22 protein-coding genes, 1 tRNA gene, 1 riboswitch and 1 other annotated feature are annotated in these 23,615 nt (G+C 38.1%); of the genes, 22 read left to right on the top strand and 1 reads right to left on the bottom strand.

Annotation, left to right across the window (positions count from 1 at the left end; genetic code table 11):
- The first annotated feature begins 42 nt into the window (after positions 1 to 42).
- Positions 43 to 223: riboswitch (Lysine riboswitch) on the top strand.
- Between the two features lie 128 nt (positions 224 to 351).
- Complete coding sequence (locus CZ487_RS20690; protein ID WP_077215406.1) at positions 352 to 1,581, top strand: aspartate kinase; 1,230 nt, start codon at positions 352 to 354, stop codon at positions 1,579 to 1,581.
- Positions 1,582 to 1,660: 79 nt separating this feature from the next.
- Here the strand turns inward: CZ487_RS20690 and CZ487_RS20685 are convergent, their stop codons facing one another.
- A complete protein-coding gene (locus tag CZ487_RS20685; RefSeq protein WP_077214175.1) occupies positions 1,661 to 2,122 on the bottom strand; it encodes a YslB family protein in 462 nt (153 codons plus the stop codon).
- A 350-nt stretch (positions 2,123 to 2,472) separates the two neighbouring features.
- Here CZ487_RS20685 and CZ487_RS20680 point away from each other — a divergent pair, with 350 nt between their 5' ends.
- The 21 genes from CZ487_RS20680 (at position 2,473) to clpX (ending at position 23,419) form a co-directional block, all read left to right on the top strand.
- A complete protein-coding gene (locus CZ487_RS20680) occupies positions 2,473 to 3,081 on the top strand; it encodes a succinate dehydrogenase cytochrome b558 subunit (protein ID WP_077214174.1) in 609 nt (202 codons plus the stop codon).
- A gap of 63 nt (positions 3,082 to 3,144) precedes the next feature.
- Entirely contained in the window at positions 3,145 to 4,905 is a 1,761-nt protein-coding gene (gene sdhA, locus CZ487_RS20675; RefSeq protein ID WP_077214173.1) for a succinate dehydrogenase flavoprotein subunit, read from the top strand.
- A gap of 3 nt (positions 4,906 to 4,908) precedes the next feature.
- Positions 4,909 to 5,670, top strand: a complete 762-nt coding sequence (gene sdhB / locus CZ487_RS20670) for a succinate dehydrogenase iron-sulfur subunit (RefSeq protein ID WP_077214172.1) — start codon at positions 4,909 to 4,911, stop codon at positions 5,668 to 5,670.
- Positions 5,671 to 5,792: 122 nt separating this feature from the next.
- Positions 5,793 to 6,257 (top strand): acyl-CoA thioesterase, encoded by a 465-nt coding sequence (locus CZ487_RS20665; RefSeq protein ID WP_077214171.1) that lies wholly within the window; start codon positions 5,793 to 5,795, stop codon positions 6,255 to 6,257.
- A gap of 145 nt (positions 6,258 to 6,402) precedes the next feature.
- Positions 6,403 to 6,627, top strand: a complete 225-nt coding sequence (gerE, locus tag CZ487_RS20660; protein ID WP_077214170.1) for a spore germination transcription factor GerE — start codon at positions 6,403 to 6,405, stop codon at positions 6,625 to 6,627.
- Between the two features lie 161 nt (positions 6,628 to 6,788).
- Complete coding sequence (locus CZ487_RS20655) at positions 6,789 to 7,241, top strand: MarR family winged helix-turn-helix transcriptional regulator (RefSeq protein ID WP_077214169.1); 453 nt, start codon at positions 6,789 to 6,791, stop codon at positions 7,239 to 7,241.
- A 10-nt stretch (positions 7,242 to 7,251) separates the two neighbouring features.
- Positions 7,252 to 8,064, top strand: coding sequence for a glutamate racemase (gene racE, locus CZ487_RS20650; protein ID WP_077214168.1), 813 nt, complete (start codon positions 7,252 to 7,254; stop codon positions 8,062 to 8,064).
- A gap of 126 nt (positions 8,065 to 8,190) precedes the next feature.
- Positions 8,191 to 9,252, top strand: a complete 1,062-nt coding sequence (locus tag CZ487_RS20645; RefSeq protein ID WP_077214167.1) for a GerMN domain-containing protein — start codon at positions 8,191 to 8,193, stop codon at positions 9,250 to 9,252.
- A gap of 177 nt (positions 9,253 to 9,429) precedes the next feature.
- Entirely contained in the window at positions 9,430 to 10,185 is a 756-nt protein-coding gene (gene rph / locus CZ487_RS20640; RefSeq protein WP_077214166.1) for a ribonuclease PH, read from the top strand.
- Positions 10,182 to 10,793, top strand: coding sequence for an XTP/dITP diphosphatase (locus CZ487_RS20635; RefSeq protein WP_077214165.1), 612 nt, complete (start codon positions 10,182 to 10,184; stop codon positions 10,791 to 10,793). The genes rph and CZ487_RS20635 overlap by 4 nt, the downstream gene beginning before the upstream one ends.
- The gene (locus CZ487_RS20630; protein ID WP_077214164.1) at positions 10,786 to 11,307 is read left to right on the top strand and encodes a metallophosphoesterase family protein; all 522 of its coding nucleotides are present in this window, start codon (positions 10,786 to 10,788) and stop codon (positions 11,305 to 11,307) included. Before CZ487_RS20635 ends, CZ487_RS20630 begins: the two co-directional genes overlap by 8 nt.
- A gap of 305 nt (positions 11,308 to 11,612) precedes the next feature.
- Positions 11,613 to 11,689 (top strand) — tRNA-Arg (locus CZ487_RS20625).
- Between the two features lie 475 nt (positions 11,690 to 12,164).
- Positions 12,165 to 12,419: a binding site (T-box leader), on the top strand.
- Positions 12,420 to 12,498: 79 nt separating this feature from the next.
- Positions 12,499 to 14,214, top strand: a complete 1,716-nt coding sequence (gene ilvB / locus CZ487_RS20620; RefSeq protein ID WP_077214163.1) for an acetolactate synthase large subunit — start codon at positions 12,499 to 12,501, stop codon at positions 14,212 to 14,214.
- Positions 14,211 to 14,729 carry an acetolactate synthase small subunit gene (ilvN, locus tag CZ487_RS20615; RefSeq protein WP_077214162.1) on the top strand — a complete coding sequence of 173 codons (519 nt, stop codon included), beginning with the start codon at positions 14,211 to 14,213 and terminating at the stop codon, positions 14,727 to 14,729. The genes ilvB and ilvN overlap by 4 nt, the downstream gene beginning before the upstream one ends.
- 31 nt (positions 14,730 to 14,760) lie before the next feature.
- Entirely contained in the window at positions 14,761 to 15,780 is a 1,020-nt protein-coding gene (gene ilvC / locus CZ487_RS20610; protein WP_077214161.1) for a ketol-acid reductoisomerase, read from the top strand.
- A 146-nt stretch (positions 15,781 to 15,926) separates the two neighbouring features.
- Positions 15,927 to 17,039, top strand: coding sequence for a 3-isopropylmalate dehydrogenase (leuB, locus tag CZ487_RS20605; RefSeq protein WP_077214160.1), 1,113 nt, complete (start codon positions 15,927 to 15,929; stop codon positions 17,037 to 17,039).
- An 88-nt stretch (positions 17,040 to 17,127) separates the two neighbouring features.
- A complete protein-coding gene (leuC, locus tag CZ487_RS20600) occupies positions 17,128 to 18,540 on the top strand; it encodes a 3-isopropylmalate dehydratase large subunit (protein WP_077214159.1) in 1,413 nt (470 codons plus the stop codon).
- 13 nt (positions 18,541 to 18,553) lie between these two features.
- On the top strand, positions 18,554 to 19,147 hold the full coding sequence (gene leuD, locus CZ487_RS20595) for a 3-isopropylmalate dehydratase small subunit (RefSeq protein WP_077214158.1): 594 nt from the start codon (positions 18,554 to 18,556) through the stop codon (positions 19,145 to 19,147).
- Positions 19,148 to 19,300: 153 nt separating this feature from the next.
- A complete protein-coding gene (locus tag CZ487_RS20590; RefSeq protein ID WP_077214157.1) occupies positions 19,301 to 20,338 on the top strand; it encodes a tetratricopeptide repeat protein in 1,038 nt (345 codons plus the stop codon).
- 156 nt (positions 20,339 to 20,494) lie between these two features.
- Positions 20,495 to 21,784 (top strand): trigger factor, encoded by a 1,290-nt coding sequence (gene tig, locus CZ487_RS20585; protein ID WP_077214156.1) that lies wholly within the window; start codon positions 20,495 to 20,497, stop codon positions 21,782 to 21,784.
- Between the two features lie 369 nt (positions 21,785 to 22,153).
- A complete protein-coding gene (gene clpX / locus CZ487_RS20580; RefSeq protein WP_077214155.1) occupies positions 22,154 to 23,419 on the top strand; it encodes an ATP-dependent protease ATP-binding subunit ClpX in 1,266 nt (421 codons plus the stop codon).
- The last annotated feature ends 196 nt before the right edge of the window (positions 23,420 to 23,615 follow it).

The following is a 23,615-nucleotide window of genomic DNA, read 5'->3' as shown; positions in this document are numbered from 1 at the left end:
TACGGCTACTAAAATACAAGGTTAGCCATAATATTGGATTAAAGTGAAGGTAGAGGTGCGAGTACCATTAGTAAAAGTTTGGAGGAAGATGAGTTCCTGCGATGAACTTTGAAAGGGGGATCGCCGAAGTGAAGGGAGGACTCATACCTTTCTTTGCTGGTTCTGTATTGAATAAATGCCGGACTGTCAAGATTAACAATAATCTTGGAGAGCTATCTTACTGTGCATGCTGTTTTCTTTGTTTATACATTGAATCGCCAAAGCAATGAGATAGAAATCTCATTGCTTTTTTGCATTTATTGCTTTTTGTACAGTGAGGCAAGGCAAGACTGGATGAAAGAAGGGAATAAGATGGGATTAATAGTCCAAAAGTTTGGTGGTACTTCTGTAGGGAGTGCAGAGAAAATCCGTAATGTTGCAAAGCGTGTTATACAAGAGAAAGAAAGGGGAAATGAAGTCGTTGTTGTTGTCTCGGCGATGGGGAAAACGACGGATGAGCTCGTGAAGCTTGCTGGTGAGGTAACAACGAACCCAAGTAAGCGTGAAATCGATATGCTTCTTACAACAGGAGAGCAAGTAACCATTTCGTTATTAACAATGGCACTGCAGCATTTAGGACACGATGCTGTTTCCTTTACAGGATGGCAGGCAGGAATTCAAACGGAAGGCGTGCATGGGAATGCACGAATTTTAGATATTGACTCAGCTAGAGTGTTAGCGGAAATAGAGAAAGGCAAAGTAGTTGTTGTGGCAGGCTTCCAAGGAGTCTCAGAAAGCGGCGAGATTACAACTTTAGGACGCGGTGGTTCTGATACGACAGCAGTTGCTTTAGCTGCGGCGTTAAAAGCGGATAAATGTGATATTTATACAGATGTTACAGGTGTTTTTACTACGGATCCTAGATGTGTAAAAAATGCTAGAAAGTTAGATTGTATCTCATATGATGAAATGCTTGAATTAGCTAATCTAGGTGCAGGAGTGCTCCACCCGAGAGCAGTGGAATTTGCAAAGAATTATCAAATTCCTCTTGAGGTACGGTCGAGTATGGAAATGGAGTCAGGAACAATCATCGAGGAGGAAGCGAATATGGAGGATAATTTAGTTGTAAGGGGAATAGCTTTTGAAAATCAGATTACAAGGGTTGCTGTGTTAGGTCTGCCTCAATCCTTGACTAGCTTACCAACGATCTTTATGAAATTAGCTGAAAACCACATAAATGTCGATATTATCATTCAAAGCAATACAAATGAAAATACGACCGATCTTTCTTTTTCTATCAAGACACAGGATTTAAACAGTACATTGGCTGTTTTGGAAGAAAACAAAGATCAGCTTCATTTTGATACCGTTAAGCACGAATCGGAATTAGCAAAAGTTTCTATTGTTGGTTCTGGAATGGTATCTAATCCGGGGGTAGCTGCGCAAATGTTTGAAGCGTTATCACAAGAAGAAATTTCCATAAAAATGGTTAGCACTTCAGAAATCAAGGTATCCACCGTAATTGACGAAAAGAATATGGTAAAGGCAGTAGAAACGCTGCATGATACTTTCGAATTAGCGGGAAGACCTGTTAAATCTTAAAAGGCTTTAAAGGACCCAGAAAATGAAGCACTAAACTCAACAGCTTCCTCTCCTGAAGGAAGCTGTTGAGTTTATACTATTAATCATCCAGACGGTCTTTTTTGTCCCATTTAACTGTGATAAATACCGTATTTGTACGTTTTTTATAGTGTTCATATGCTTCAGTTACAGCGTCTTTTTGGAGTTCAAACTGCTGGGCAAGAAATCCAGCTTCAAGATTGAAGGTAACGTCTTTTTTTCTCTTTAGCCGTTCAGATATTATTGAACTTCCTAATTCAAAAGTCATTTCATGTTTTGATTCATCTTTAAGGGATAGAGATCCCCAACCGGCTTTTATAAAAAAATCAACCATTTCTTCGAAGCTCTGGAGCGGAAACTTTCTTGCAAGATCTTTACCTGCCCAATAAAGAATGGATGCTGTTTCTTTACCAAGTAAGTTAGGTAAGAGGACTTCACGCAATAGTTCGTACCCAAACAAAGGTATGGAATCTGAATCTGGAAGCAATTGAGTTGTGGTTTCAGAAGTTTTTGTTTCAGTCAAAATGTTCTCCCCTCTTTCTATGATTCTATTATATACAAATTGAATTACTTTACGCGTAATTTCTCGAAAAAGAATTTATTTCCTATTAATTCCAAAGTTTTTTTGGAAAAGAGCGAGGATATGAGATTTACAGGCATTTCTGAAATTCAATATATTAAAAAAATTTTATGAATATGTATTTTTTATGTATTCGTTTTCTTGACGCTATTTGCACTTGGGAGTAAAATGGACATGTCACATAATTGTAAAAAATGTCGAACATTTTTTACTGCTTGCCAGGCAATTCTTTTCCACTAGGGGGGAGAAGAAACTGCCTACATAGTTTTTAAAATTTAAAGGGGGTATATTTTATGGCTGGTAATCGAGAGTTTTTAAATCGCAGGCTGCATTCGTTACTAGGGGTAATTCCAGTGAGTTTGTTCCTCGTACAGCATCTTGTAGTCAATAGTTTTGCTACAAGAGGAGAGGAGTCTTTTAATGCAGCATCACACTTTATGGAGTCACTTCCATTTCGCTATTTTCTAGAAATTTTTATTATTTTCTTACCATTATTGTTTCATGCAATCTATGGTTTATACATTGCTTTTACTGCTAAAAACAATGTAAGCAGATACGGCTTTTTCCGTAACTGGATGTTTATGCTGCAAAGGGTTTCAGGTGTTATTACTTTAATCTTTGTTGCTTGGCATGTATGGGAAACAAGACTTGCTGCTGCTTTTGGAGCAGAAGTTAACTTCCAAATGATGGCGAATATTTTGGATAATCCTTTTATGCTTGTTTTCTACATTGTGGGTGTAATCTCAGCTGTTTTCCACTTAGCAAACGGTTTATGGTCATTTGCAGTTAGCTGGGGGATTACAATCTCTCCAAGATCACAGCAAATTTCAACTTACGTTACAATGGTTATTTTCGTTGCTTTATCAATTATCGGATTGCGCGCAATTTTTGCATTCGTTTAATAGACTGAAAAGTTTTTAGTTTTGATTTTTTAGATTGACTTAGGATTAAGGGAGTGAGTCACGATGGGTAAAGGAAAAGTTATAGTAGTCGGTGGCGGTTTGGCCGGCTTGGCGGCAACTATGAAAATGGCAGAATTAGGTACACCAGTGGAGTTATTCTCCTTGGTTCCGGTTAAGCGTTCTCACTCTGTTTGTGCCCAAGGTGGTATTAATGGAGCGGTAAATACAAAAGGTGAAGGAGATTCACCAGCGATTCACTTTGACGATACCATTTATGGTGGAGATTTCTTAGCTAATCAGGGGCCAGTTAAAGCAATGTGTGAAGCTGCACCTGGTATTATTCACTTATTTGACCGTATGGGTGTTATGTTCAACCGTACGCCGGAAGGTTTACTAGACTTCCGCCGCTTTGGTGGTACACAGCATCACCGTACTGCATTTGCTGGTGCTACAACTGGTCAGCAATTACTTTATGCATTAGATGAGCAGGTGCGCCGCTATGAGGTTGCCGGTTTAGTAACAAAGTATGAAGGTTGGGAATTCTTAGGTACTGTTGTTGATGATGAAGGGATCTGCCGTGGAATTGTAGCTCAAAACTTAACATCTATGGAGATTAAATCCTTCTCAGCTGACGCAGTTATTTTAGCAACTGGAGGACCTGGAATTATCTTTGGTAAATCAACAAACTCAATTATTAATACTGGTTCTGCTGCAGCAATCGCATATCAGCAAGGTGTATATTATGCAAACGGAGAATTTATTCAAATTCACCCAACGGCGATTCCTGGAGACGATAAATTACGTCTAATGAGTGAGTCTGCACGTGGTGAAGGTGGACGAGTATGGACATATAAAGATGGTAAGCCTTGGTACTTCTTAGAAGAAAAGTATCCGGCATATGGAAACCTTGTTCCACGTGATATTGCAACACGTGAAATCTTCGATGTCTGTGTGAACCAAAAATTAGGTATTAATGGAGAAAACATGGTTTACTTGGATCTTTCTCATAAAGATCCGCATGAGCTTGATGTTAAACTTGGCGGTATCATTGAAATTTATGAAAAGTTCACTGGTGACGATCCTCGTAAATTACCGATGAAGATCTTCCCTGCTGTTCACTACTCAATGGGTGGACTATGGGTTGATGATAACCAAATGACAAATATTCCTGGGTTATTTGCAGCTGGTGAGTGTGATTATACTCAGCATGGTGCAAACCGTTTAGGAGCTAACTCTTTATTGTCTGCTATTTATGGCGGTATGGTTACTGGACCTAATGCTATCAATTATGTAAATGGACTTAAGAAGAGCGTTGACTCTATTTCTTCTTCACTTTTCGACGGATATGTAAAACAAGAAGAAGAAAAATGGAACAAGATTATGTCAATGGATGGAACAGAAAATGCTTATGTTCTTCATAAAGAGCTCGGAGAATGGATGACTGATAATGTTACAGTTGTTCGTTACAATGATAAGCTTCTAAAAACAGATGAGAAGTTACAAGAGCTGCTTGAGCGTTATGAAAATATTAATATTAATGATACTGCTAAATGGAGCAACCAAGGTGCAGCATTTACTAGACAATTACAAAATATGATCCAGTTAGCACGTGTAATCACACTTGGTGCATACAACCGTAATGAAAGCCGCGGTGCTCACTATAAGCCAGAGTTCCCTGAACGTAATGATGAGGACTTCTTAAAAACAACAAAGGCTAAATTTGTTGATGCGAAGACTGCTCCTGAATTCTCTTATGAAGAAGTAGATGTGTCCTATATCAAGCCACGTAAGCGTGATTACTCTAAGAAAAAGGAGGAGAACTAAGCAATGGCTGAACAAAAAACAGTTCGCTTCATTATTTCTAGACAAGATTCTCCTGATTCAGCGCCATACCAGGAAGAGTTTGAATTACCTTATCGTCCAAATATGAATGTTATCTCTGCACTAATGGAGATTCGCCGAAATCCTGTTACTGCACAAGGAAAGAAGACAACTCCAATTTCTTGGGATATGAACTGCTTGGAAGAAGTTTGTGGAGCATGTTCGATGATTATTAATGGTAAGCCGCGTCAATCTTGTTCGGCAATTATTGATCAATTAGAACAGCCGGTTCGACTTGAGCCAATGCGTACGTTCCCAGTTATTCGTGATTTACAAGTTGATCGAAGCCGTATGTTTGATTCATTGAAGAAAGTTAAAGCTTGGATTCCAATTGATGGTACGTACGATTTAGGACCAGGACCACGTATGCCTGAAACTAAACGTCAATGGGCATATGAGCTTTCTAAATGTATGACATGTGGTGTTTGTTTAGAAGCATGTCCGAATGTTAACAGCAAATCCGATTTTATTGGGCCTCAGCCACTTTCACAGGTTCGCCTATTTAATGCGCATCCAACAGGTGCTATGAATAAAGCTGAACGTCTTGAAACGATTATGGGAGACGGTGGACTTGCAAACTGTGGTAACTCACAAAACTGCGTACAGTCTTGCCCTAAAGGAATACCGTTAACTACTTCTATTGCTGCATTGAACAGAGATACTGCGATTCAATCGTTTAAAAATTTCTTTGGCAGTGACCAAATTTAATTTGTTAAAAACCCTCTTTTCAAATGAAAAGAGGGTTTTTGTTAATTTTTATTTCTTAGTTAAGATAATAACGTTATAATAGATGAATGAATAGTCATTCATTATATAAGGGGGATTTTTTTATGAGTAAAATTAGTTATATTTCTGATCTTTCGTCCTGGGAAAGCGAGTTTTATTTTTTTATCCCTGTGAAAGTGCGCTTTTCTGAAACAGATATGTATGGACATTTGAACAATACGGTGCCATTTACATACTTTGAAGAAGCAAGGATTGAATTCCTAAAGGAATTAGGTCTCATGCAGAAATGGACAGAGGAAAATCATGATGGGATGGTGGTTGTTGCTGATTTACAGTGCGACTTTCTAAGGCAGGTTTTCTTTGATGAAAAACTAAAGGTGTTTGTGAAAGCAGAAAGTGTTGGAAATTCCTCTGTGGATCTTCACTATATGGCTAAAAATGAAAAAGAAGAAATTTGTTTTGTTGGAAGAGGTACTGTTGTGCAATTTTCAAAGAAATTTGGAAAGGCTATTCCTTGGTCAGAATCATTTAGAAAGGTGATTCAAGAGAACTTTAAGGTAACGATATAATTCCGCTAATACACATTTTATAAATAATGTTTGCAGTCCCTTCAATTATTGTCACTACAATACTTTTCTTCACATATGATATGGTGACTAAATATATACCCATCCCGCTGTTCATAGCTGGCGAAGGCAAGGAGGGTTACAATACTTGAAGGAGAATGAATTTACTCACAAGCCATTACTCACCAAACGTGAAAGAGAAGTGTTTGAGCTACTAGTACAAGATAAAACAACGAAAGAGATCGCTAGTGAACTGTTTATCAGCGAAAAAACGGTTCGAAACCATATTTCGAATGCTATGCAAAAACTTGGTGTTAAGGGGCGTTCACAAGCAGTTGTAGAGCTCCTTCGTATGGGAGAGCTAGAACTTTAATTTAGGCCGGCAGCCTTCATAGGCTGCCGGTTTAAATATTTACAAAGACCAAATGGCAATGTCTTTCTTTTACTTGAATTTCTATGTGAAAAAGTAGAAAATAAAGTTCATAGACTGGCATTCTACATTGGAACTTTGATGCGTTATAGGAGTTGTAAAATATGGAAAAAGGTGAGCCTTACATAAAGGAAAATGATATCATATCTGAAATTGAAAAAGATTTACGATACATAGCTTATATCATTAAGCAGAAGGGGAGAGAGCTGTTAACGGATTATCGTATCACACCTCCCCAGTTCGTAGCGCTTCAGTGGCTATTCGAAGATGGCGATATGACAATCGGTGAACTTTCCAATAAAATGTACTTAGCTTTTAGCACAACAACAGATCTTGTCGATCGAATGGAAAAGAATAATCTCGTAAAACGAGTCAAGGATCAGAATGACCGGAGAGTGGTGAGAATTCATCTTTTACCTGAAGGTGAGCGGATCATTGATGAAGTGATAAAAAAGCGTCAAGGTTACCTCCATGAGGTACTTAAGAATTTTTCTGATGAAGAAGTCATACTATTAAAAAATAACTTAATGAAATTACATCAAGATATGCGAGAATGAGGCGAGAGGTTTGGAGCAGGCAATTGGAATTATTGATTCTGGTGTAGGCGGATTAACAGTGGCAAAGGAAGTAATGAGACAGCTTCCGAATGAAAAAATTATCTATTTGGGTGATACGGCAAGATGTCCATATGGGCCAAGATCAAGTGAAGAAGTAAGAAAGTTCACTTGGGAAATAACAAATTTCTTGCTGAAAAAGAAAATAAAAATGCTTGTTATTGCTTGTAATACGGCAACGGCTGTCGCATTAGACGAGATTCGTGAGGCAATAGAAATACCTGTAATAGGTGTTATATATCCAGGGGCAAGATCAGCCCTAAAAGTAACGAAGAATGGCCGAATTGGTGTCATAGGGACAGTAGGAACCATTAAGAGTCAAGCATATGAGAATGCGCTAAAATCGATTCACCCAGGTGTTGAGGTGAAAAGTCTAGCTTGCCCAAAATTTGTACCACTCGTAGAGAGTGGAGAATATGATGGGCCTCTAGCAAAAAAAGTAGTTGCTGAAACGCTGGTTCCGTTACGAAACAGGGGATTAGATACGTTAATACTAGGGTGTACACACTATCCTCTACTTGAACCGATTATTAAAAATATAATGGGGAAAAGTGTGACCGTTATAAGTTCAGGTGAGGAAACTGCTAGAGAAGTTAGCACAATTCTTTACTATAAAGGGCTGTTAACGAACAGAAAGGAAATCCCAGAGCATCAGTATTATACGACTGGTTCGGATAAGATTTTTTCGAAAATAGCATCTAGCTGGTTAAATAAGGAAATTAAAAATGTTATCACTGTCCAATTTGAAAATGAGAGTCTCCGTTAAGGAGGCTTTTTGTTTTGGTTATCAAAACCTCATTTTAGGTTCTGTCCATTTTTTTATCATAGAACGGTCTAAAATTTAAATAGGCTCGTATATATGGTAGTACAAACTGTCTTTGGAGGGATAAAGATGTCCAAAAATAAAAAAACAACCATCGTGTCAGCAGTGATTATTTCTTCGTTATTATTATCCGGTTGTGGATTGCTTGGCGGTGAATCGAAAGAAAGCATCGACCCGCCGCAAACCGTAACGATCACAGAAGAGGAAGAAACGACAGTAACAGAAGAAACAACAGGCGAAGAGATGCCGGCAGAACAGGATGCAGTAGAAAACACGATCATGACTGAGTTATATTTAATTGATAAAAATGGTTATGTAGTACCACAGTCACTGCCTTTACCAAAAACCGAATCAGTTGCTAAGCAAGCGCTAGAGTATTTAGTTCAAGGTGGTCCGGTAACCGAGATCCTGCCGAATGGTTTTACAGCAGTACTGCCAGTCGATACAGAGTTAAGTGTAGACATTAAAGGGAAAACAGCCACTGTTAATTTTTCAAATGAATTTAAAAACTATCAGCCTGAGAATGAGCAGAAAATATTGCAGGCAGTTACCTGGACTCTGACTCAATTTGATAGTATTGAACATGTGAAGTTAAAATTAAATGGACATGACCTTAATGAAATGCCTGTAGGCGGGACACCAATCGGAGAAAGTCTAACAAGGGCAGACGGCATTAACCTAGATACTTCAGATGTTATCGATCTTACGAATACGAAAGCAGCAACCGTTTATTATTTAGCTGGAGATGAGGGAAGCTATTATTACGTTCCAGTCACTAGACGTGTTCAAAACAACGATATCGAAGGTGTTGTTGCTGAATTAGTAAAAGGACCAAATTACTCTTCAAATCTACTAACAGACTTTTTGCCGGATGTTGCGCTGCTTGATGAACCAAAAGTTGAAAATGGTGAGGTAACCTTGAACTTCAATGAGTCTGTTTACGGCAGCTTTGAAGAAAAGATTATTTCACAGCATGTAATCAATTCACTCGTCCTTTCATTAACAGAACAAAAAGGAATTGAAAGCGTATCTATTATGGTTAATGGAGAAGCAGAATTAGTGAGAGAAAACGGAGAAAAACTCACTGAGCCAGTTACAAGACCAGAAAATGTCAACACAGGTAGTTTTTAAAAAATTATTTTTGATATACTATATAGAGGACAATGTAAGAGGTAGGCTTTTAGCCGGCCTCTTCTTTATACTTTAAGAAAGTTTAACTTCTCAAAAGGATTAAGTGTAAGAAAAGACATCGATTACCGCTCGTGTTGGAGGCAGATCGTGTTTTTCTAATTGGAGGGAGGATGTAATATGCGCACTGATGAAAGAGAACCAAATCAGTTACGGCCTGTACAAATTGAAACTGACTATTTAATTCATCCGGAAGGCTCTGTGCTAATATCTGTCGGAAACACAAAAGTGATTTGTACGGCTAGTATTGAGGAAAAAGTGCCGCCGTTCATGAGAGGGCAGGGAAAAGGCTGGATTACGGCAGAATATTCTATGCTTCCTAGGGCAACTGGACAAAGAAATATCAGGGAGTCTGCAAAAGGTAAAATTACCGGCCGCACGATGGAAATCCAGCGGTTGATTGGGCGTGCTTTGCGTGCAGTTGTTGATTTGGATGCATTAGGAGAAAGGACGATTTGGGTTGACTGTGATGTGATTCAGGCAGATGGGGGTACTAGAACAGCATCTATTACAGGCGCTTTTGTGGCGATGTCACAGGCGATCCATCAAGTTTTTAAAAACCGCAAGCTCTCTAAATATCCTGTTAAAGATTTTCTAGCAGCAACAAGTGTTGGGATATTAGATAACAATCAAGTTGTTTTAGATTTAAATTACATAGAAGATTCAAGTGCAATGGTGGACATGAATGTTGTCATGACAGGAAAGGGAGAGTTTGTTGAATTACAGGGAACAGGTGAAGAATCTACTTTTTCCTATGAGCAGCTTCAAGAGCTTTTAAATGCTGCACAGAATGGTATCGGTGAATTATTTGAATATCAAAAGAACGTACTTGGTGAAGAAATTACGAAGCAGATAGAGGAGAAGTCTTCAAAATGAAAGAAGTTATTATCGCAACTAAGAACAAAGGTAAGGCAAGAGAGTTTGAACGAATGTTTCGTCCATTGGGGTATGAAGTAAAAACTTTATTAGATTACCCATCAATACAGGATATTGATGAGACTGGAAGTACATTCGAAGAGAATGCAAGATTAAAGGCAGAGACAGTGGCGAAGGAAATGGGAAAGGTTGTTATTGCAGATGATTCAGGTCTAATGGTTGATGCATTGGACGGCGCTCCTGGAATCTATTCTGCTCGTTATGCAGGTCCTGCAAAGGATGATGAGGCAAACATGGACAAAGTTTTGAACGAACTTGCCGAGGTGCCGGAAGAAAAGCGGACTGCAAGGTTTTATTGCGCTCTAGCAGTAGCTGTGCCTAATGGAGAGACAGTCACGGTTAATGGAACATGTGAAGGAATTATTCTATCTGAACGAAGAGGAAATAATGGTTTTGGCTATGACCCTATTTTTTTTGTGAGAGACTTAGGACGAGCAATGGCTGAGCTGGAACCGTCAGAAAAGAGTCAGATTAGTCATCGCGCTAATGCATTGAAAAGATTGGAAGATCGTTTGCCATCAATTCTCGCTGGTGAAGACCATGACTAAAGTTTTAATTGTGAGTGACAGCCATGGAATGCGTGCTGAACTCCAAACACTTAAGGAGCGGCACCAACATGAAGTTGAGCACTTTATTCACTGCGGGGATTCGGAGTTAACATTATCAGATAAAGAAATTAGCGGTTATTCCGTAGTAAGAGGAAATTGTGATTATGAAGAGTCTTTTCAAGATGAAATAGTAGACGATTATGCTGGGTATAGGTTCTTTATCACGCATGGGCATCATTTTTCTGTGAAAAGTTCACTAATGCGGCTGCAGTACCGAGCGCATGAATTAAATGCTGGGATCGTATGTTTTGGGCACTCTCATCTTTTAGGTGCAGAAGTTGTGAAAAATAAGCTTTTTATTAACCCAGGAAGTCTTCGCTTACCTCGTGGCAGGAAAGAACGGACATATGTTATTTTAGAGTTACTCGGCGATGAAATTGATTTTCGCGTGTATGATTTAGATGCTGGTGAAATATCTGGCTTAAACAATCGTTTTACTTTGGCAAGTTCGTAAACTTCAACATCTTAAAATTCATCCCTTCATACCCAAATGAAGCTGTCTGCTTCCCCGGTCATGGAGGGATGAAAAAAATTATATTTGAGTGTTGACATTTAATTTTGATGCTAATATAATAAATATTGTTCCTGATATACTTACATAAATAATTATTTGTCCCAGTAGCTCAGCACGTTGAAAATGCTTCAATGAATTTACTACAGCGTACTGATCGAGATGCAACTTGAATAACTATCCTGAGATCAGGACGGGAGTTTGAAGGGATATAAAATTATAAGTTAGAATAATTAATTTAACATGCTGTCCCAGTAGCTCAGCAGGATAGAGCAACGGCCTTCTAAGCCGTCGGTCGGGAGTTCGAATCTCTCCTGGGACGCCATAATATACACCATTATGTACATATTCCGTTAAGCGCTGCTTAACGGTTTTTTATTTTTAAATTATAAATAAAGCGCTTTCTTTGATGTGAGGAATCCTAACAAAAATTCTAACTTTCTTCTATTATATAGGTTATAAATTTTTTCCTGCTTTGCTTAATATTGGACAAACCAATTTCATAGTCTGAAGTGCGGAATTGAATAAATAATTAAAATACTAAAAAAAATAAACTTGCAATAATTGTGAATATATCAACATTGGAAGCGGATACAATTGTAAGGTTTAATATAAATTATCTAATAATTCCTAAAAATAGTGTTGACGAAGAACGAAAATCCGAGTATGATAATCCTCAAATATAACTAATTAAATCAGCAGAAATTCACTTTGAAACTGGTTGTTTTAGTATAAAATATTTTGAAAAAATGATTTGACAAATTAACTAATTTTTGAGAATCTTTGATAAGAGAATATGAAAAAAAGTGATGACGAGGATAAGTAGTTTTGTGATCATGTGATCTGACAGAGAGCCGGGTGAAGCTGGAAACCGGTGATCGCACCATAAAATGAACTCACCTCTGAGCGTTGTCTTGAACGATATTTTCTAGTAGGGACAATCGAGTGATATGACACTCGTTACCAAACCGATCAGAAGCTGATCACGAGTGCACGCTTTATGCGTGAATTAGGGTGGTACCGTGGAAATGGATTAAAGCCTTTCCATCCCTTTTGCCTAGTATTAGTAGGTAGATGGGGGATGGGAGGGCTTTTTATTTTGAAAACAATTGTAATCAAAAGAGGAGGTCAACTATGTTACAGGAAACTGCCTTTACCAAAATGAAGGCTGATAACAAGCCGATTAGTGGTTCAGAGCTATTGCTACAAGCTTTAGAAAAGGAACAAGTCGAAGTCATTTTTGGTTATCCAGGAGGAGCAGTTCTCCCGCTGTATGACAAAATTTATGATTCAAAAATTCTTCATGTTCTGCCGCGGCATGAACAAGGAGGAATCCATGCTGCTGAAGGTTATGCACGAATTACAGGTAAGCCGGGAGTTGTCATTGTAACATCAGGACCTGGCGCTACAAATATTGTTACAGGCTTAACAGATGCGATGATGGATTCCTTGCCGTTAGTCGTGTTTACAGGGCAAGTTGCTACAGGAGTAATTGGCTCTGATGCCTTCCAGGAAGCTGATATACTAGGGATCACTACGCCGATCACAAAATATAATTACCAAGTTAGAAATATTGAGGACATTCCATATATTGTGAAAGAAGCATTCTATATTGCCAGCTCTGGAAGACCGGGACCTGTGTTAATTGATATTCCAAAGGATATTGCAACGGCCATCTCAGAGCCTCCTGAGGAAAAAGAAATCAATATTCCAGGTTATCAGCCGACACTTCAGCCTAATTATCTGCAAATCAGAAAATTAACGGAAGCTGTCAGCAGTGCAAAGAAGCCGGTTATTCTAGCAGGTGCAGGTGTCCTTCATGCGAAGGCAGCAGCAGAACTCAAACAATATGCAGAGCAGCAGCAGATTCCTGTAGTTCATACTTTGCTGGGATTGGGTGGTTTTCCTGCCGAGCATGACCTCTCTTTAGGAATGGCGGGAATGCATGGATGCTACACGGCGAACATGGCCCTTTATGAAGCGGACCTCCTTATTAATATCGGTGCAAGATTTGATGATCGCTTAACAGGGAATTTAGAATCGTTTGCTCCAAACGCTACAGTAGCTCATGTGGATATCGATCCTGCTGAGATTGGGAAGAACGTGCCAACTGAAATTCCAATTGTTGCTGATGCGAAGGAAGCACTGAAACAATTGGTAGCTCAAGAAGGGAAACTTCCTGAACATAAAGAGTGGCTCACGCAGCTGCAAAACTGGAAAAAGGAATATCCTTATTTCTATGACAATACTAGTTCGCTTAAGCCGCAAAAAGTATTAGAAATGCTATTTGAGAAAACAAAAGGAGAAGCCATCGTTGTAACGGATGTTGGACAACATCAAATGTGGGCTGCTCAGTATTATAAATTTTCAAAAGCAAATCGCTGGGTTACATCTGGCGGATTAGGAACAATGGGATTCGGTCTTCCTGCAAGTATCGGTGCTTCATTTGCTGACCGTGATGCATGTGTCTTAGCGATTCTTGGGGATGGCGGCTTCCAAATGAGCACGCAGGAATTAGCTGTTATCAAAGAATTTAACCTTCCTATTAAAATCATTATTCTGAATAATATGGCATTAGGGATGGTAAGACAGTGGCAAGAATTGTTCTATGAAGGAAGATTTTCACATAGCAAAAACCCAGTTCAGCCTTCCTTTGTTAAGCTGGCAGAAGCTTATGATATAAAAGGATATGAGATTAATTCTGTAGAAGAAGCAGAGACAATTCTAAATGAGGTATTTAGCAATAATGAACCTGCATTATTAGATTTCAGAGTTGATCCTAATGAGAATGTATATCCGATGGTTCCTGCAGGGAAAGGGTCACATGAAATGGTGGGAGTGAAACCATGAAAAGAACAATCACGTTAACCGTAAATAATAGACCAGGTGTACTGAATAGAATTACCAATCTCTTTTCTAAAAGAAATTATAATATTGAAAGTATCACAGTTGGTCACTCCGAATTAGAAGGTGTTTCAAGGATCACTTGTGTAGTGAATGTTGATAATGAGAACATTATTGAACAGATCACAAAGCAATTAAATAAGCAAGTTGATGTACTTAAAGTAACAGATATCAGCGATCAGGCGATTGTATCGAGAGAACTTGCTTTAATCAAAGTATTGTCTACTCCAAATACAAGAAGTGAAATTAATGCACTAATTGAACCATTTAGAGCAACAATCGTTGATATTGGAAAAGATAGTTTAGTGATTCAGCTAACTGGTGAATCTGAAAAAATAGAAGCTTTTATTGAACTCATTAAACCTTATGGCATTAAAGAACTTGCGAGAACAGGCACAACAGCGTTCTTAAGAGGGACTCAACGCACTAGTAATTCTACTAAAAATATATCTATAGTCTAAACACTCAGACACAGAAAGGGAGATAATTACAATGGCAAAAATGTACTATAACGGAGACGCAAACGAAACTTACTTAAATGGAAAAAAGGTAGCAGTAATTGGATATGGTTCACAAGGCCACGCGCATGCGTTAAATATGAGAGATAGCGGTGTTGATGTAATCATCGGACTTAGACCAGGTAAGTCTTGGGAAAAGGCTGTAGAAGATGGACTTCAAGTATTCCCTGTTGGAGAAGCAGTTGCACAGGCAGATGTTGTTATGATTCTATTACCAGATGAACTTCAACCAAAGGTTTACAAAGAAGAAATTGAACCAAACCTAACAAAACAAGCTTTAATGTTTGCACATGGATTTAATGTTCATTTCCATCAAATCGTACCTCCAGCAGAATGTGATGTTCTATTAGTAGCTCCTAAGGGACCAGGACATCTTGTAAGAAGAACATATCAAGAAGACGCTGGTGTACCTGCACTATTTGCTATCTATCAAGATGTAACTGGTGAAGCAAGAGAATTAGCGTTAGCATATGCTCGTGCAATCGGTGCTTTAAGAGCTGGTGCGCTAGAAACAACATTTAAGGAAGAAACAGAAACAGATCTATTCGGTGAGCAAGCAGTGCTTTGCGGTGGTACTACTGCATTAGTTAAAGCTGGTTTTGAAACACTAGTTGAAGCTGGTTACCAGCCAGAATTAGCTTATTTTGAAACTCTTCATGAATTAAAATTAATCGTTGACTTAATGTACGAAGGCGGATTAGCAGGAATGCGCTATTCAATTTCTGATACAGCACAATGGGGTGACTTTGTAACAGGACCTCGTATCGTAACAGATGAAGTGAAGAAAGAAATGAAAGCTGTTCTTAAGGATATTCAAGATGGACAATTCGCTAAGGGCTGGATTTTAGAAAACCAAGCTAACCGTCCTGTATTTAATGCAGTAAATGAAAGAGAAAATGAGCATCTAATTGAAAAAGTAGGGAAAGAACTTCGTGCAATGATGCCTTTTGTTAATAAAGGAAAAAAAGAAACAGTAGGAAACGCTGCTAAGTAATGTTATACAACGGGTAAATCTCTCGTGAATGATTATAAAGGCAATTAGCAGAAATGCTAATTGCCTAATATTTACTAGAGAGATTTATATTATAGGTGTATAATGAATTTATAGAATATTTACACATTGATGATGGAGGGGTAATGATGGAAAAACGGATCGCAGTTCTTCCGGGTGACGGGATCGGTAAAGAAATTATAAGAGGTGCGGTCGACGTACTGCAAGCAATCGGAGAAAGATTTGGACATAAGTTTCACTTTTCTTATGGGAAAATAGGCGGAGGCGCCATTGATGAATTAGGCACACCGCTGCCAGATGAAACCATTGACCTATGTAAGGAAAGTGATGCGGTATTACTAGGTGCTGTTGGAGGTCCAAAATGGGATCAGCAGCCAGCGCATATGCGTCCTGAAAAAGGCTTATTAAAGATTCGTAAAGAGTTAGATTTATACGCTAATTTGCGTCCTACGATCTACTATTCTAGTCTTGCAGAGTCATCCCCTTTAAAAAAGGAAGTTATTGAAAATGTAGACCTTCTCATGGTAAGAGAACTAACAGGCGGTCTTTATTTTGGAAAACCGAGCGAGCGCTCAGTAAAAGATGGTAAAGACGTGGTAGTGGATACATTATTTTATCAAAAAGAAGAAATGACAAGAGTGATCAAACTCGCATTCGAATTAGCACAGAACCGCAAGAAAAAGGTTACTTCTGTTGATAAAGCCAATGTATTGGAATCTAGCCGCTTATGGCGCGAGGTTGCTGAAGAAGTTTCAAAAGATTTCCCTGATGTTCAATTGGAGCATATGCTCGTTGATAATGCTGCGATGCAAATGATCAAGAACCCTACCCAATTCGATGTGGTAGTGACGGAAAATATGTTTGGAGATATTTTAAGTGATGAGGCTTCCGTATTGACAGGTTCTTTAGGGATGCTTCCGTCGGCAAGCTTGTCAGAAGAGGGACCTTATTTATTTGAACCAATTCACGGATCAGCTCCAGATATTGAAGGGCAAAATCTTGCAAACCCACTCGCTACGATTCTATCAGCTGCTATGATGTTGAGATTATCATTTGGTCTTGAAGATGAGGCATCAGCAATTGAAAAAGCAGTAGATGAAGTGCTAAATGCCGGCTACCGAACAAAAGATATTGAGTCTGAAGGTATGAAGCTTGTCACAACAACAGAAATGACAGAACAAGTGAAGGCAACGATCCTTGATAATCAAACAATTAAAAGTATTATGGAGTGCTACTCTTAAACCTGAATCAGCCGGGATGTTAACAAATTTTAGACACGACCGAATGGTCGTGTTTCTATATCATTAAAATGCAGTAAGGGGGATAAAGATGGGAAAGTCAATTGTCGATAAGATTTGGGAAGACCATGTTGTTCATAAAGAAGAAGGTAAACCGGATTTATTATATATTGATCTTCATTTAGTCCATGAGGTAACTTCTCCTCAAGCTTTTTCTGGATTAAGAATGAAAAATCGTAAGGTTCGAAGACCGGATAAAACATTCGCAACAATGGATCATAATGTTCCTACTATTAATCGTCATCAAGTAACAGACACAGTTGCATTGAATCAAATGACGACATTAGAAAAAAACTGTGCTGAGTTTGGTGTTCCGTTAGCAGGGATCGATAGTCCTGACCAAGGGATTGTCCATGTTATTGGACCTGAATTAGGCTTAACACAACCTGGAAAAACAATTGTTTGTGGAGACAGCCATACATCTACACATGGTGCTTTTGGCGCGCTGGCGTTTGGTATTGGTACGAGTGAAGTGGAACATGTTCTTGCTACACAAACATTATGGCAATCAAAGCCTCAAACACTAAAGCTTGAAATCAATGGCAAGCTTGCTCAAGGGGTAACGGCAAAAGACGTGATTCTATATGTGCTTGCAAAGCATGGAATTAAGTTTGGGACAGGATATGTCATTGAGTATTGCGGAGATGTAATTCGAGATATGTCAATGGAAGAAAGAATGACGATTTGTAATATGTCCATTGAAGGCGGGGCAAGAGCTGGTTTAGTTAGTCCTGACGAAACAACTATCTCTTATATTAAAGGAAGAAAGTATGCTCCTTCCGCTGAACAATTTGAAGTTTATGCTGAAAAGTGGAAGAATTACGCATCGGATGAAGATGCAGAGTATGACAAAATCATTGAAATTGACGGCAATGATATTGCTCCAATGGTAAGCTGGGGAACAAATCCAGCCATGACTGCAAAAGTTGATGCTCAGATTCCAACTACTGATGATTATAAGACAGAGATTGAAAAAGATTCTTTGAAACGTGCTCTAGCATATATGGGCTTAGAAGAAGGACAAAGAATTGAAGATATTCAAATTCAGCATGTCTTTATTGGTTCTTGTACAAATTCACGAATTGAAGATATCAGATCAGCTGCAGAGGTTGTTAAAGGGAAAAAAGTTCATCCAGGTGTGAGAGCTCTAGTAGTACCTGGTTCACAGCATGTGAAAAAGGCAGCAGAAGAAGAAGGATTAGACAAAATTTTTGTTGAAGCTGGATTTGAGTGGAGAGATGCAGGCTGCAGCATGTGCTTAAGCATGAATGCGGATGTTGTTCCAAGCGGTGAACATTGTGCTTCCACTTCAAACCGTAACTTTGAAGGTCGTCAAGGATCTGGAGCTAGAACGCATCTAGTAAGTCCTGAGATGGCGGCAGCGGCAGCTTTAAACGGTCACTTTGTAGATGTACGAAAACTATTTACAGTAGAAACAGTCTAAAGGAGGGGTCAGGATGAGTGGCTTCAAAGAATTTGAAGGAAAAGCGGTAGCTTTAGACCGTGCAAACGTAGATACCGATCAAATTATCCCAAAGCAATTTTTGAAAAGAATTGAAAAGACAGGTTTTGGAAAGTATTTGTTTTATGATTGGCGTTATAATGCGGATGGACAACCTAATGAAGAATTTGAGTTGAATAAACCAGAAAATGCCGGTGCTTCAATTTTGGTTGCAAACGAAAATTTTGGATGCGGGTCATCAAGGGAACATGCTCCATGGGCACTCCTTGATTATGGTTTTAAAGTAGTTATTGCTCCATCATTTGCTGATATTTTCAAGCAAAATTGTCTAAAAAATGGGATCCTCCCAATTGCGTTAGATGAAGCTGAAGTGAACACATTATTAGCAAAAGGCAAGGAAAAAGCTTTTTCATTAAATATTAACTTGGAAGAACAGACAGTAACAGACCAGGATGGTTTTTCAGCAGAGTTCCCGATTTCTTCTTATTGGAAAACGATGTTAGTGAATGGTTGGGATGAAATCGAAATTACGATGCAGCTTGATGATAAAATCTCTGCCTATGAAAAGCAAAAAGAGGTTGCTCAGTAAGCGCATGTTCGAAAACAAAAAGATTTACGTCGTTTTTGTAAATCTTTTTGTTTTTTTTTAATGATCATGCTAAACTTGCCTCAGGTTGTGAATTCTACCACATGAAATGGCTGTTGGCCTTTCAGTTGTGATTGTTTTAGGGGCGAAGCTTGGATGAAAAAACAGGAACGGAATAATTCAAAAGGAAATATCATTCCTTTTCCCGATCTTGAAAAGAGACTTCTTACAAGAGGTTTGGACTATCTGCAGAATAAGAAGTATCAACAAGCCATTAGATTATTGGAAGAGGCCAAATCCATAGATGAACGGAATGATGAGGTATATATTGGGCTGGTTTTGGCTTATTATGAAATAGGATCTCTTCAAAAAGCTAAAGACTTGGCGTTAGAAATGCTGAAAAGGGATATGGGAGATTATTTCCAAACCGTTGACCTATATTTAATGATTCTTGTCCAAATGAAGAGTTATGAGGAAATTATTACCACTATTGAAATTTTATTAGAGGAAAGAGAAATTCCTGCTGATAAGCTGGAACATTTCTCCAAGCTGCTTGCTTTTAGCAGAAAAATGGTTGATGAAAACCCTAGCTGGGATTCTGCTGAAATGGAAGAGATTCTGGATTATGACCAGAACCCATCTCTTCAGTTGAATGAAATCATTGATCCAAACAAGCAAGTCTTAGTGATAGCTGAACTCTCCAAGAAAAATGTCAGACCATACATAGAAGAAATAAATTTGTTCCTGCAGGACGATAAAAGTCACCCTTTTTTAAAAACAATGCTTCTCAATATCTTACAAGAACAAGAGTATGAGAGTGGTGTTCTTGTTGAAAAGTTCGGCAGGAAAAAAACAGTCACTCCATCTAAATTGTTTACCCTTCATGAGTATCCAATGAAAGATGATATTCAAAAAGTATTACAGGAACATTTGGAAAATGAGGATCCAGTCCTATATCAACAAACCATCAGTTTATTTGAAAGACATTTGTTTTTGCTGTATCCATTTGAGCTTGGAAATACGCCTGCTGCATGCTGGGCTGGGGCATACCATTATACCGGGATGGAATATAGTGGCGTGGAAGTACGCACCATGGAGGATATAGCGGAGGAATACGCAGTAAATAGAAGTGAAATGGAAGAATCATGCCATTTAATCAAAAAATTAGAAAAAATTTCTTACCCTATTATTTAGTGTTCTCTGTTGAAACAGGTAGAACGTGTGATATAATGTAGTGGTTCTAATGTGTAATTTTATGTTTACATATTATTTGGATATGTCAAAAATGAAATACATATTCATAAATCTAATGCAAGTGTAATGATAATAGATTTTGGAGGGAAATTTAGTATGTCTGCAAAATGGGAAAAAACAGAAGGAAACCAAGGTGTCCTTACAATTGAAGTAGATGCTGATAAGTTAAATGAAGGCTTAGACGCAGCATTTAAAAAAGTAGTTAAACAAGTAAATGTTCCTGGCTTCCGTAAAGGTAAAATGCCGCGTGGAATGTTTGAAAAACGCTTTGGAGTAGAATCTCTTTACCAAGATGCAATCGATATTCTATTACCTGAAGCATATGCTAATGCAATTGATGAAACTGGAATTGAACCAGTAGATCGTCCTGAAATCGATGTTGAACAAATCGAAAAAGGAAAGACTTTAATTTTTAAAGCAACTGTTACTGTAAAGCCAGAAGTTAAACTTGGCGAATACAAAGGCCTAGAAGTTGAGAAGGTAGAAACAGAAGTAACAGAAGAAGAAGTTGAAAACGAATTGAAATCACTTCAAGAACGCCATGCAGAGCTTGTTGTTAAAGAAGATGGCAAAGCTGAAAATGGTGATACAGTTGTTATGGACTTTGAAGGCTTTGTTGATGGTGAAGCGTTCGAAGGTGGACAAGCTGATAACTATTCTCTTGAACTTGGTTCAGGTCAATTTATTCCTGGATTTGAAGAGCAGCTAGTTGGTGCTGCAACTGGAGAAGAAAAAGAAGTAGAAGTTACTTTCCCTGAAGAATATCATGCTGCAGAGCTTGCTGGAAAGCCAGCTGTGTTCAAGGTGAAAATTCATGAAATCAAAGGAAAAGAACTTCCAGAACTTGATGATGAATTCGCAAAAGATGCTGATGAAGAAGTAGAAACATTAGATGAGTTAAAAGCTAAGCTTAGAACTAAATTAGAAGAAAATAAGAAACATGAAGCTGAGCATACTGTACGTGATACAGTTGTTGAAAAAGCAGCTGACAACGCAGAGATTGACGTACCGCCAGTAATGGTTGATACAGAAGTTGACCGTATGATGCAAGAATTTGAACAGCGTCTACAAATGCAAGGAATGAATCTTGATCTATACTTCCAATTCTCAGGACAAGATCAAAATGCTCTACGTGAACAAATGACGGAAGAAGCTGCAAAGCGTGTCCGCATTAACTTAACTCTAGAAGCAATCGCTAAAGCGGAAAATATTGAAGTTTCTCCTGAAGATATTGATGCAGAATTAAACAAGATGGCAGAAATGTATAACATGACTGTTGAACAGATCACTCAAGCTTTAGGCAACAATTTAGATGGTCTAAGAGGAGATCTGCAAGTTCAAAAAGCAGTTGAATTCCTTGTTGAAAATAGCAAAACAATCGATTAATCAGTAAGAAGTTTTACTCTTTTTAAAAAAACAAGGCACGATTTTATCGTGCCTTGTTTTATAAACCCAAACCCTTACATATAATAAAAGAAATCGCTTTCTTTCTTTGCTTTTAACAAAAACTACCGATTTAAGTTTCGTGCTTTTGGTTAAGCTTAATTAGTACATATATCTATACGATGTAGAAGGATGTCGAAGGGTTTCATAGCTCATATCAAGTGTTATTGTTTCCAGTCCTAATACAAAATGTGGTACAATCCAATACATAACTATTGAAATGAATATCGTTTTACACAGATGAAAGAAAATTTTTTCTATAAGATGCGCAGCTTTGGATGCCGTTTAGTAGTTTTCAAGGGGTGAATAAAATTGTTTAAATTTAATGATGAAAAAGGACAATTAAAATGTTCTTTCTGTGGAAAAACACAGGATCAAGTTCGTAAGTTAGTTGCCGGACCAGGTGTATATATATGTGATGAATGTATTGAGTTATGTACAGAAATCGTTGAAGAAGAACTCGGGACAGAAGAAGAAGTTGAATTTAAAGATGTGCCGAAACCTCGTGAGATTCGTGATATTTTAGATGAGTACGTTATTGGTCAAGACCAAGCAAAGAAAAATTTATCGGTAGCGGTCTATAATCACTATAAACGTATTAATTCAAACAGCAAAATTGATGATGTTGAACTTTCTAAAAGTAACATTGCGATGATCGGGCCGACCGGAAGCGGAAAAACGTTACTGGCTCAAACATTAGCACGTATTTTAAATGTTCCGTTTGCAATAGCTGATGCTACATCATTAACAGAAGCTGGGTATGTTGGTGAAGATGTAGAAAATATCCTGCTAAAGCTGATTCAAGCAGCGGATTATGATGTAGAGAAGGCTGAAAAAGGCATTATCTACATTGATGAAATTGATAAAGTAGCTAGAAAGTCTGAAAACCCTTCGATTACCCGTGATGTATCTGGTGAAGGTGTTCAGCAGGCATTGCTAAAAATATTAGAAGGTACAGTTGCAAGTGTTCCTCCACAAGGTGGAAGAAAGCATCCACACCAAGAATTTATTCAAATTGATACAACAAATATCTTGTTCATTTGCGGCGGTGCTTTTGACGGGATTGAACCAATTATTAAACGTCGTCTTGGTCAAAAGGTTATTGGTTTTGGTTCAGACGTCAAGAAAGAAGAAATTGAAGATAAGGACCTATTATCTAGAGTTCTCCCAGAGGACTTATTAAGATTCGGACTTATTCCTGAATTCATCGGTCGTCTTCCGGTTATTGCCAGCCTTTCTCCTCTTGATGAGGAAGCATTGGTTGAAATTTTAACGAAGCCTAAGAATGCTCTTGTTAAACAATATCAGAAGATGTTAGAACTTGATGAAGTTGAGCTTGACTTTGAAGAAGATGCTTTAATCGAAATTGCAAAGAAAGCAATTGAACGTAAAACAGGTGCACGTGGACTTCGTTCAATCATTGAATCAATTATGCTTGATGTGATGTACGATCTACCGTCTCGTGATGATATTACAAAATGTATTATTACAAAAGAAACAGTTACGGAAAATAACCCTCCAAAACTGATTCTTGAAGATGGTACGGTTGTAGAAGCTGAACGTAAAACCTCTGCATAACTTTATTATCAATAGTTAACAACGGTCAAACTGCAATGCAGTTTGGCCTTTTTCCATTGCAGGTAATCTTTATATTCCCCGAAATATACTCCAGCAAGATTTTATTAATTCTGTATCAAAGCATACAAGTTTTCTGTTAAAAATTTGTTTATTCCAATCTTTAGAGGGAGATACTAGCAATTAAGTAAACGAGCTA

This window comes from Robertmurraya dakarensis, from assembly GCF_900156875.1.
Classification (GTDB): Bacteria; Bacillota; Bacilli; order Bacillales; family Cytobacillaceae; genus Robertmurraya; species Robertmurraya dakarensis.
The sequence above is the reverse complement of the archived record's forward strand: the minus strand, read 5'-3'. Positions and strand labels throughout refer to the sequence as shown.

Excerpts from the sequence above, each read along its gene's own strand:
- sdhA (WP_077214173.1), top strand. The coding sequence starts at position 3,145 with ATGGGTAAAGGAAAAGTTATAGTAGTCGGTGGCGGTTTGGCCGGCTTG.
- leuD (WP_077214158.1), top strand. The coding sequence starts at position 18,554 with ATGAGTGGCTTCAAAGAATTTGAAGGAAAAGCGGTAGCTTTAGACCGT.
- ilvC (WP_077214161.1), top strand. The coding sequence starts at position 14,761 with ATGGCAAAAATGTACTATAACGGAGACGCAAACGAAACTTACTTAAAT.
- ilvN (WP_077214162.1), top strand. The coding sequence starts at position 14,211 with ATGAAAAGAACAATCACGTTAACCGTAAATAATAGACCAGGTGTACTG.
- CZ487_RS20680 (WP_077214174.1), top strand. The coding sequence starts at position 2,473 with ATGGCTGGTAATCGAGAGTTTTTAAATCGCAGGCTGCATTCGTTACTA.
- CZ487_RS20635 (WP_077214165.1), top strand. The coding sequence starts at position 10,182 with ATGAAAGAAGTTATTATCGCAACTAAGAACAAAGGTAAGGCAAGAGAG.
- tig (WP_077214156.1), top strand. The coding sequence starts at position 20,495 with ATGTCTGCAAAATGGGAAAAAACAGAAGGAAACCAAGGTGTCCTTACA.
- CZ487_RS20630 (WP_077214164.1), top strand. The coding sequence starts at position 10,786 with ATGACTAAAGTTTTAATTGTGAGTGACAGCCATGGAATGCGTGCTGAA.
- CZ487_RS20665 (WP_077214171.1), top strand. The coding sequence starts at position 5,793 with ATGAGTAAAATTAGTTATATTTCTGATCTTTCGTCCTGGGAAAGCGAG.
- ilvB (WP_077214163.1), top strand. The coding sequence starts at position 12,499 with ATGTTACAGGAAACTGCCTTTACCAAAATGAAGGCTGATAACAAGCCG.
- leuC (WP_077214159.1), top strand. The coding sequence starts at position 17,128 with ATGGGAAAGTCAATTGTCGATAAGATTTGGGAAGACCATGTTGTTCAT.
- CZ487_RS20655 (WP_077214169.1), top strand. The coding sequence starts at position 6,789 with ATGGAAAAAGGTGAGCCTTACATAAAGGAAAATGATATCATATCTGAA.
- CZ487_RS20645 (WP_077214167.1), top strand. The coding sequence starts at position 8,191 with ATGTCCAAAAATAAAAAAACAACCATCGTGTCAGCAGTGATTATTTCT.
- CZ487_RS20590 (WP_077214157.1), top strand. The coding sequence starts at position 19,301 with ATGAAAAAACAGGAACGGAATAATTCAAAAGGAAATATCATTCCTTTT.
- leuB (WP_077214160.1), top strand. The coding sequence starts at position 15,927 with ATGGAAAAACGGATCGCAGTTCTTCCGGGTGACGGGATCGGTAAAGAA.
- sdhB (WP_077214172.1), top strand. The coding sequence starts at position 4,909 with ATGGCTGAACAAAAAACAGTTCGCTTCATTATTTCTAGACAAGATTCT.
- CZ487_RS20690 (WP_077215406.1), top strand. The coding sequence starts at position 352 with ATGGGATTAATAGTCCAAAAGTTTGGTGGTACTTCTGTAGGGAGTGCA.
- rph (WP_077214166.1), top strand. The coding sequence starts at position 9,430 with ATGCGCACTGATGAAAGAGAACCAAATCAGTTACGGCCTGTACAAATT.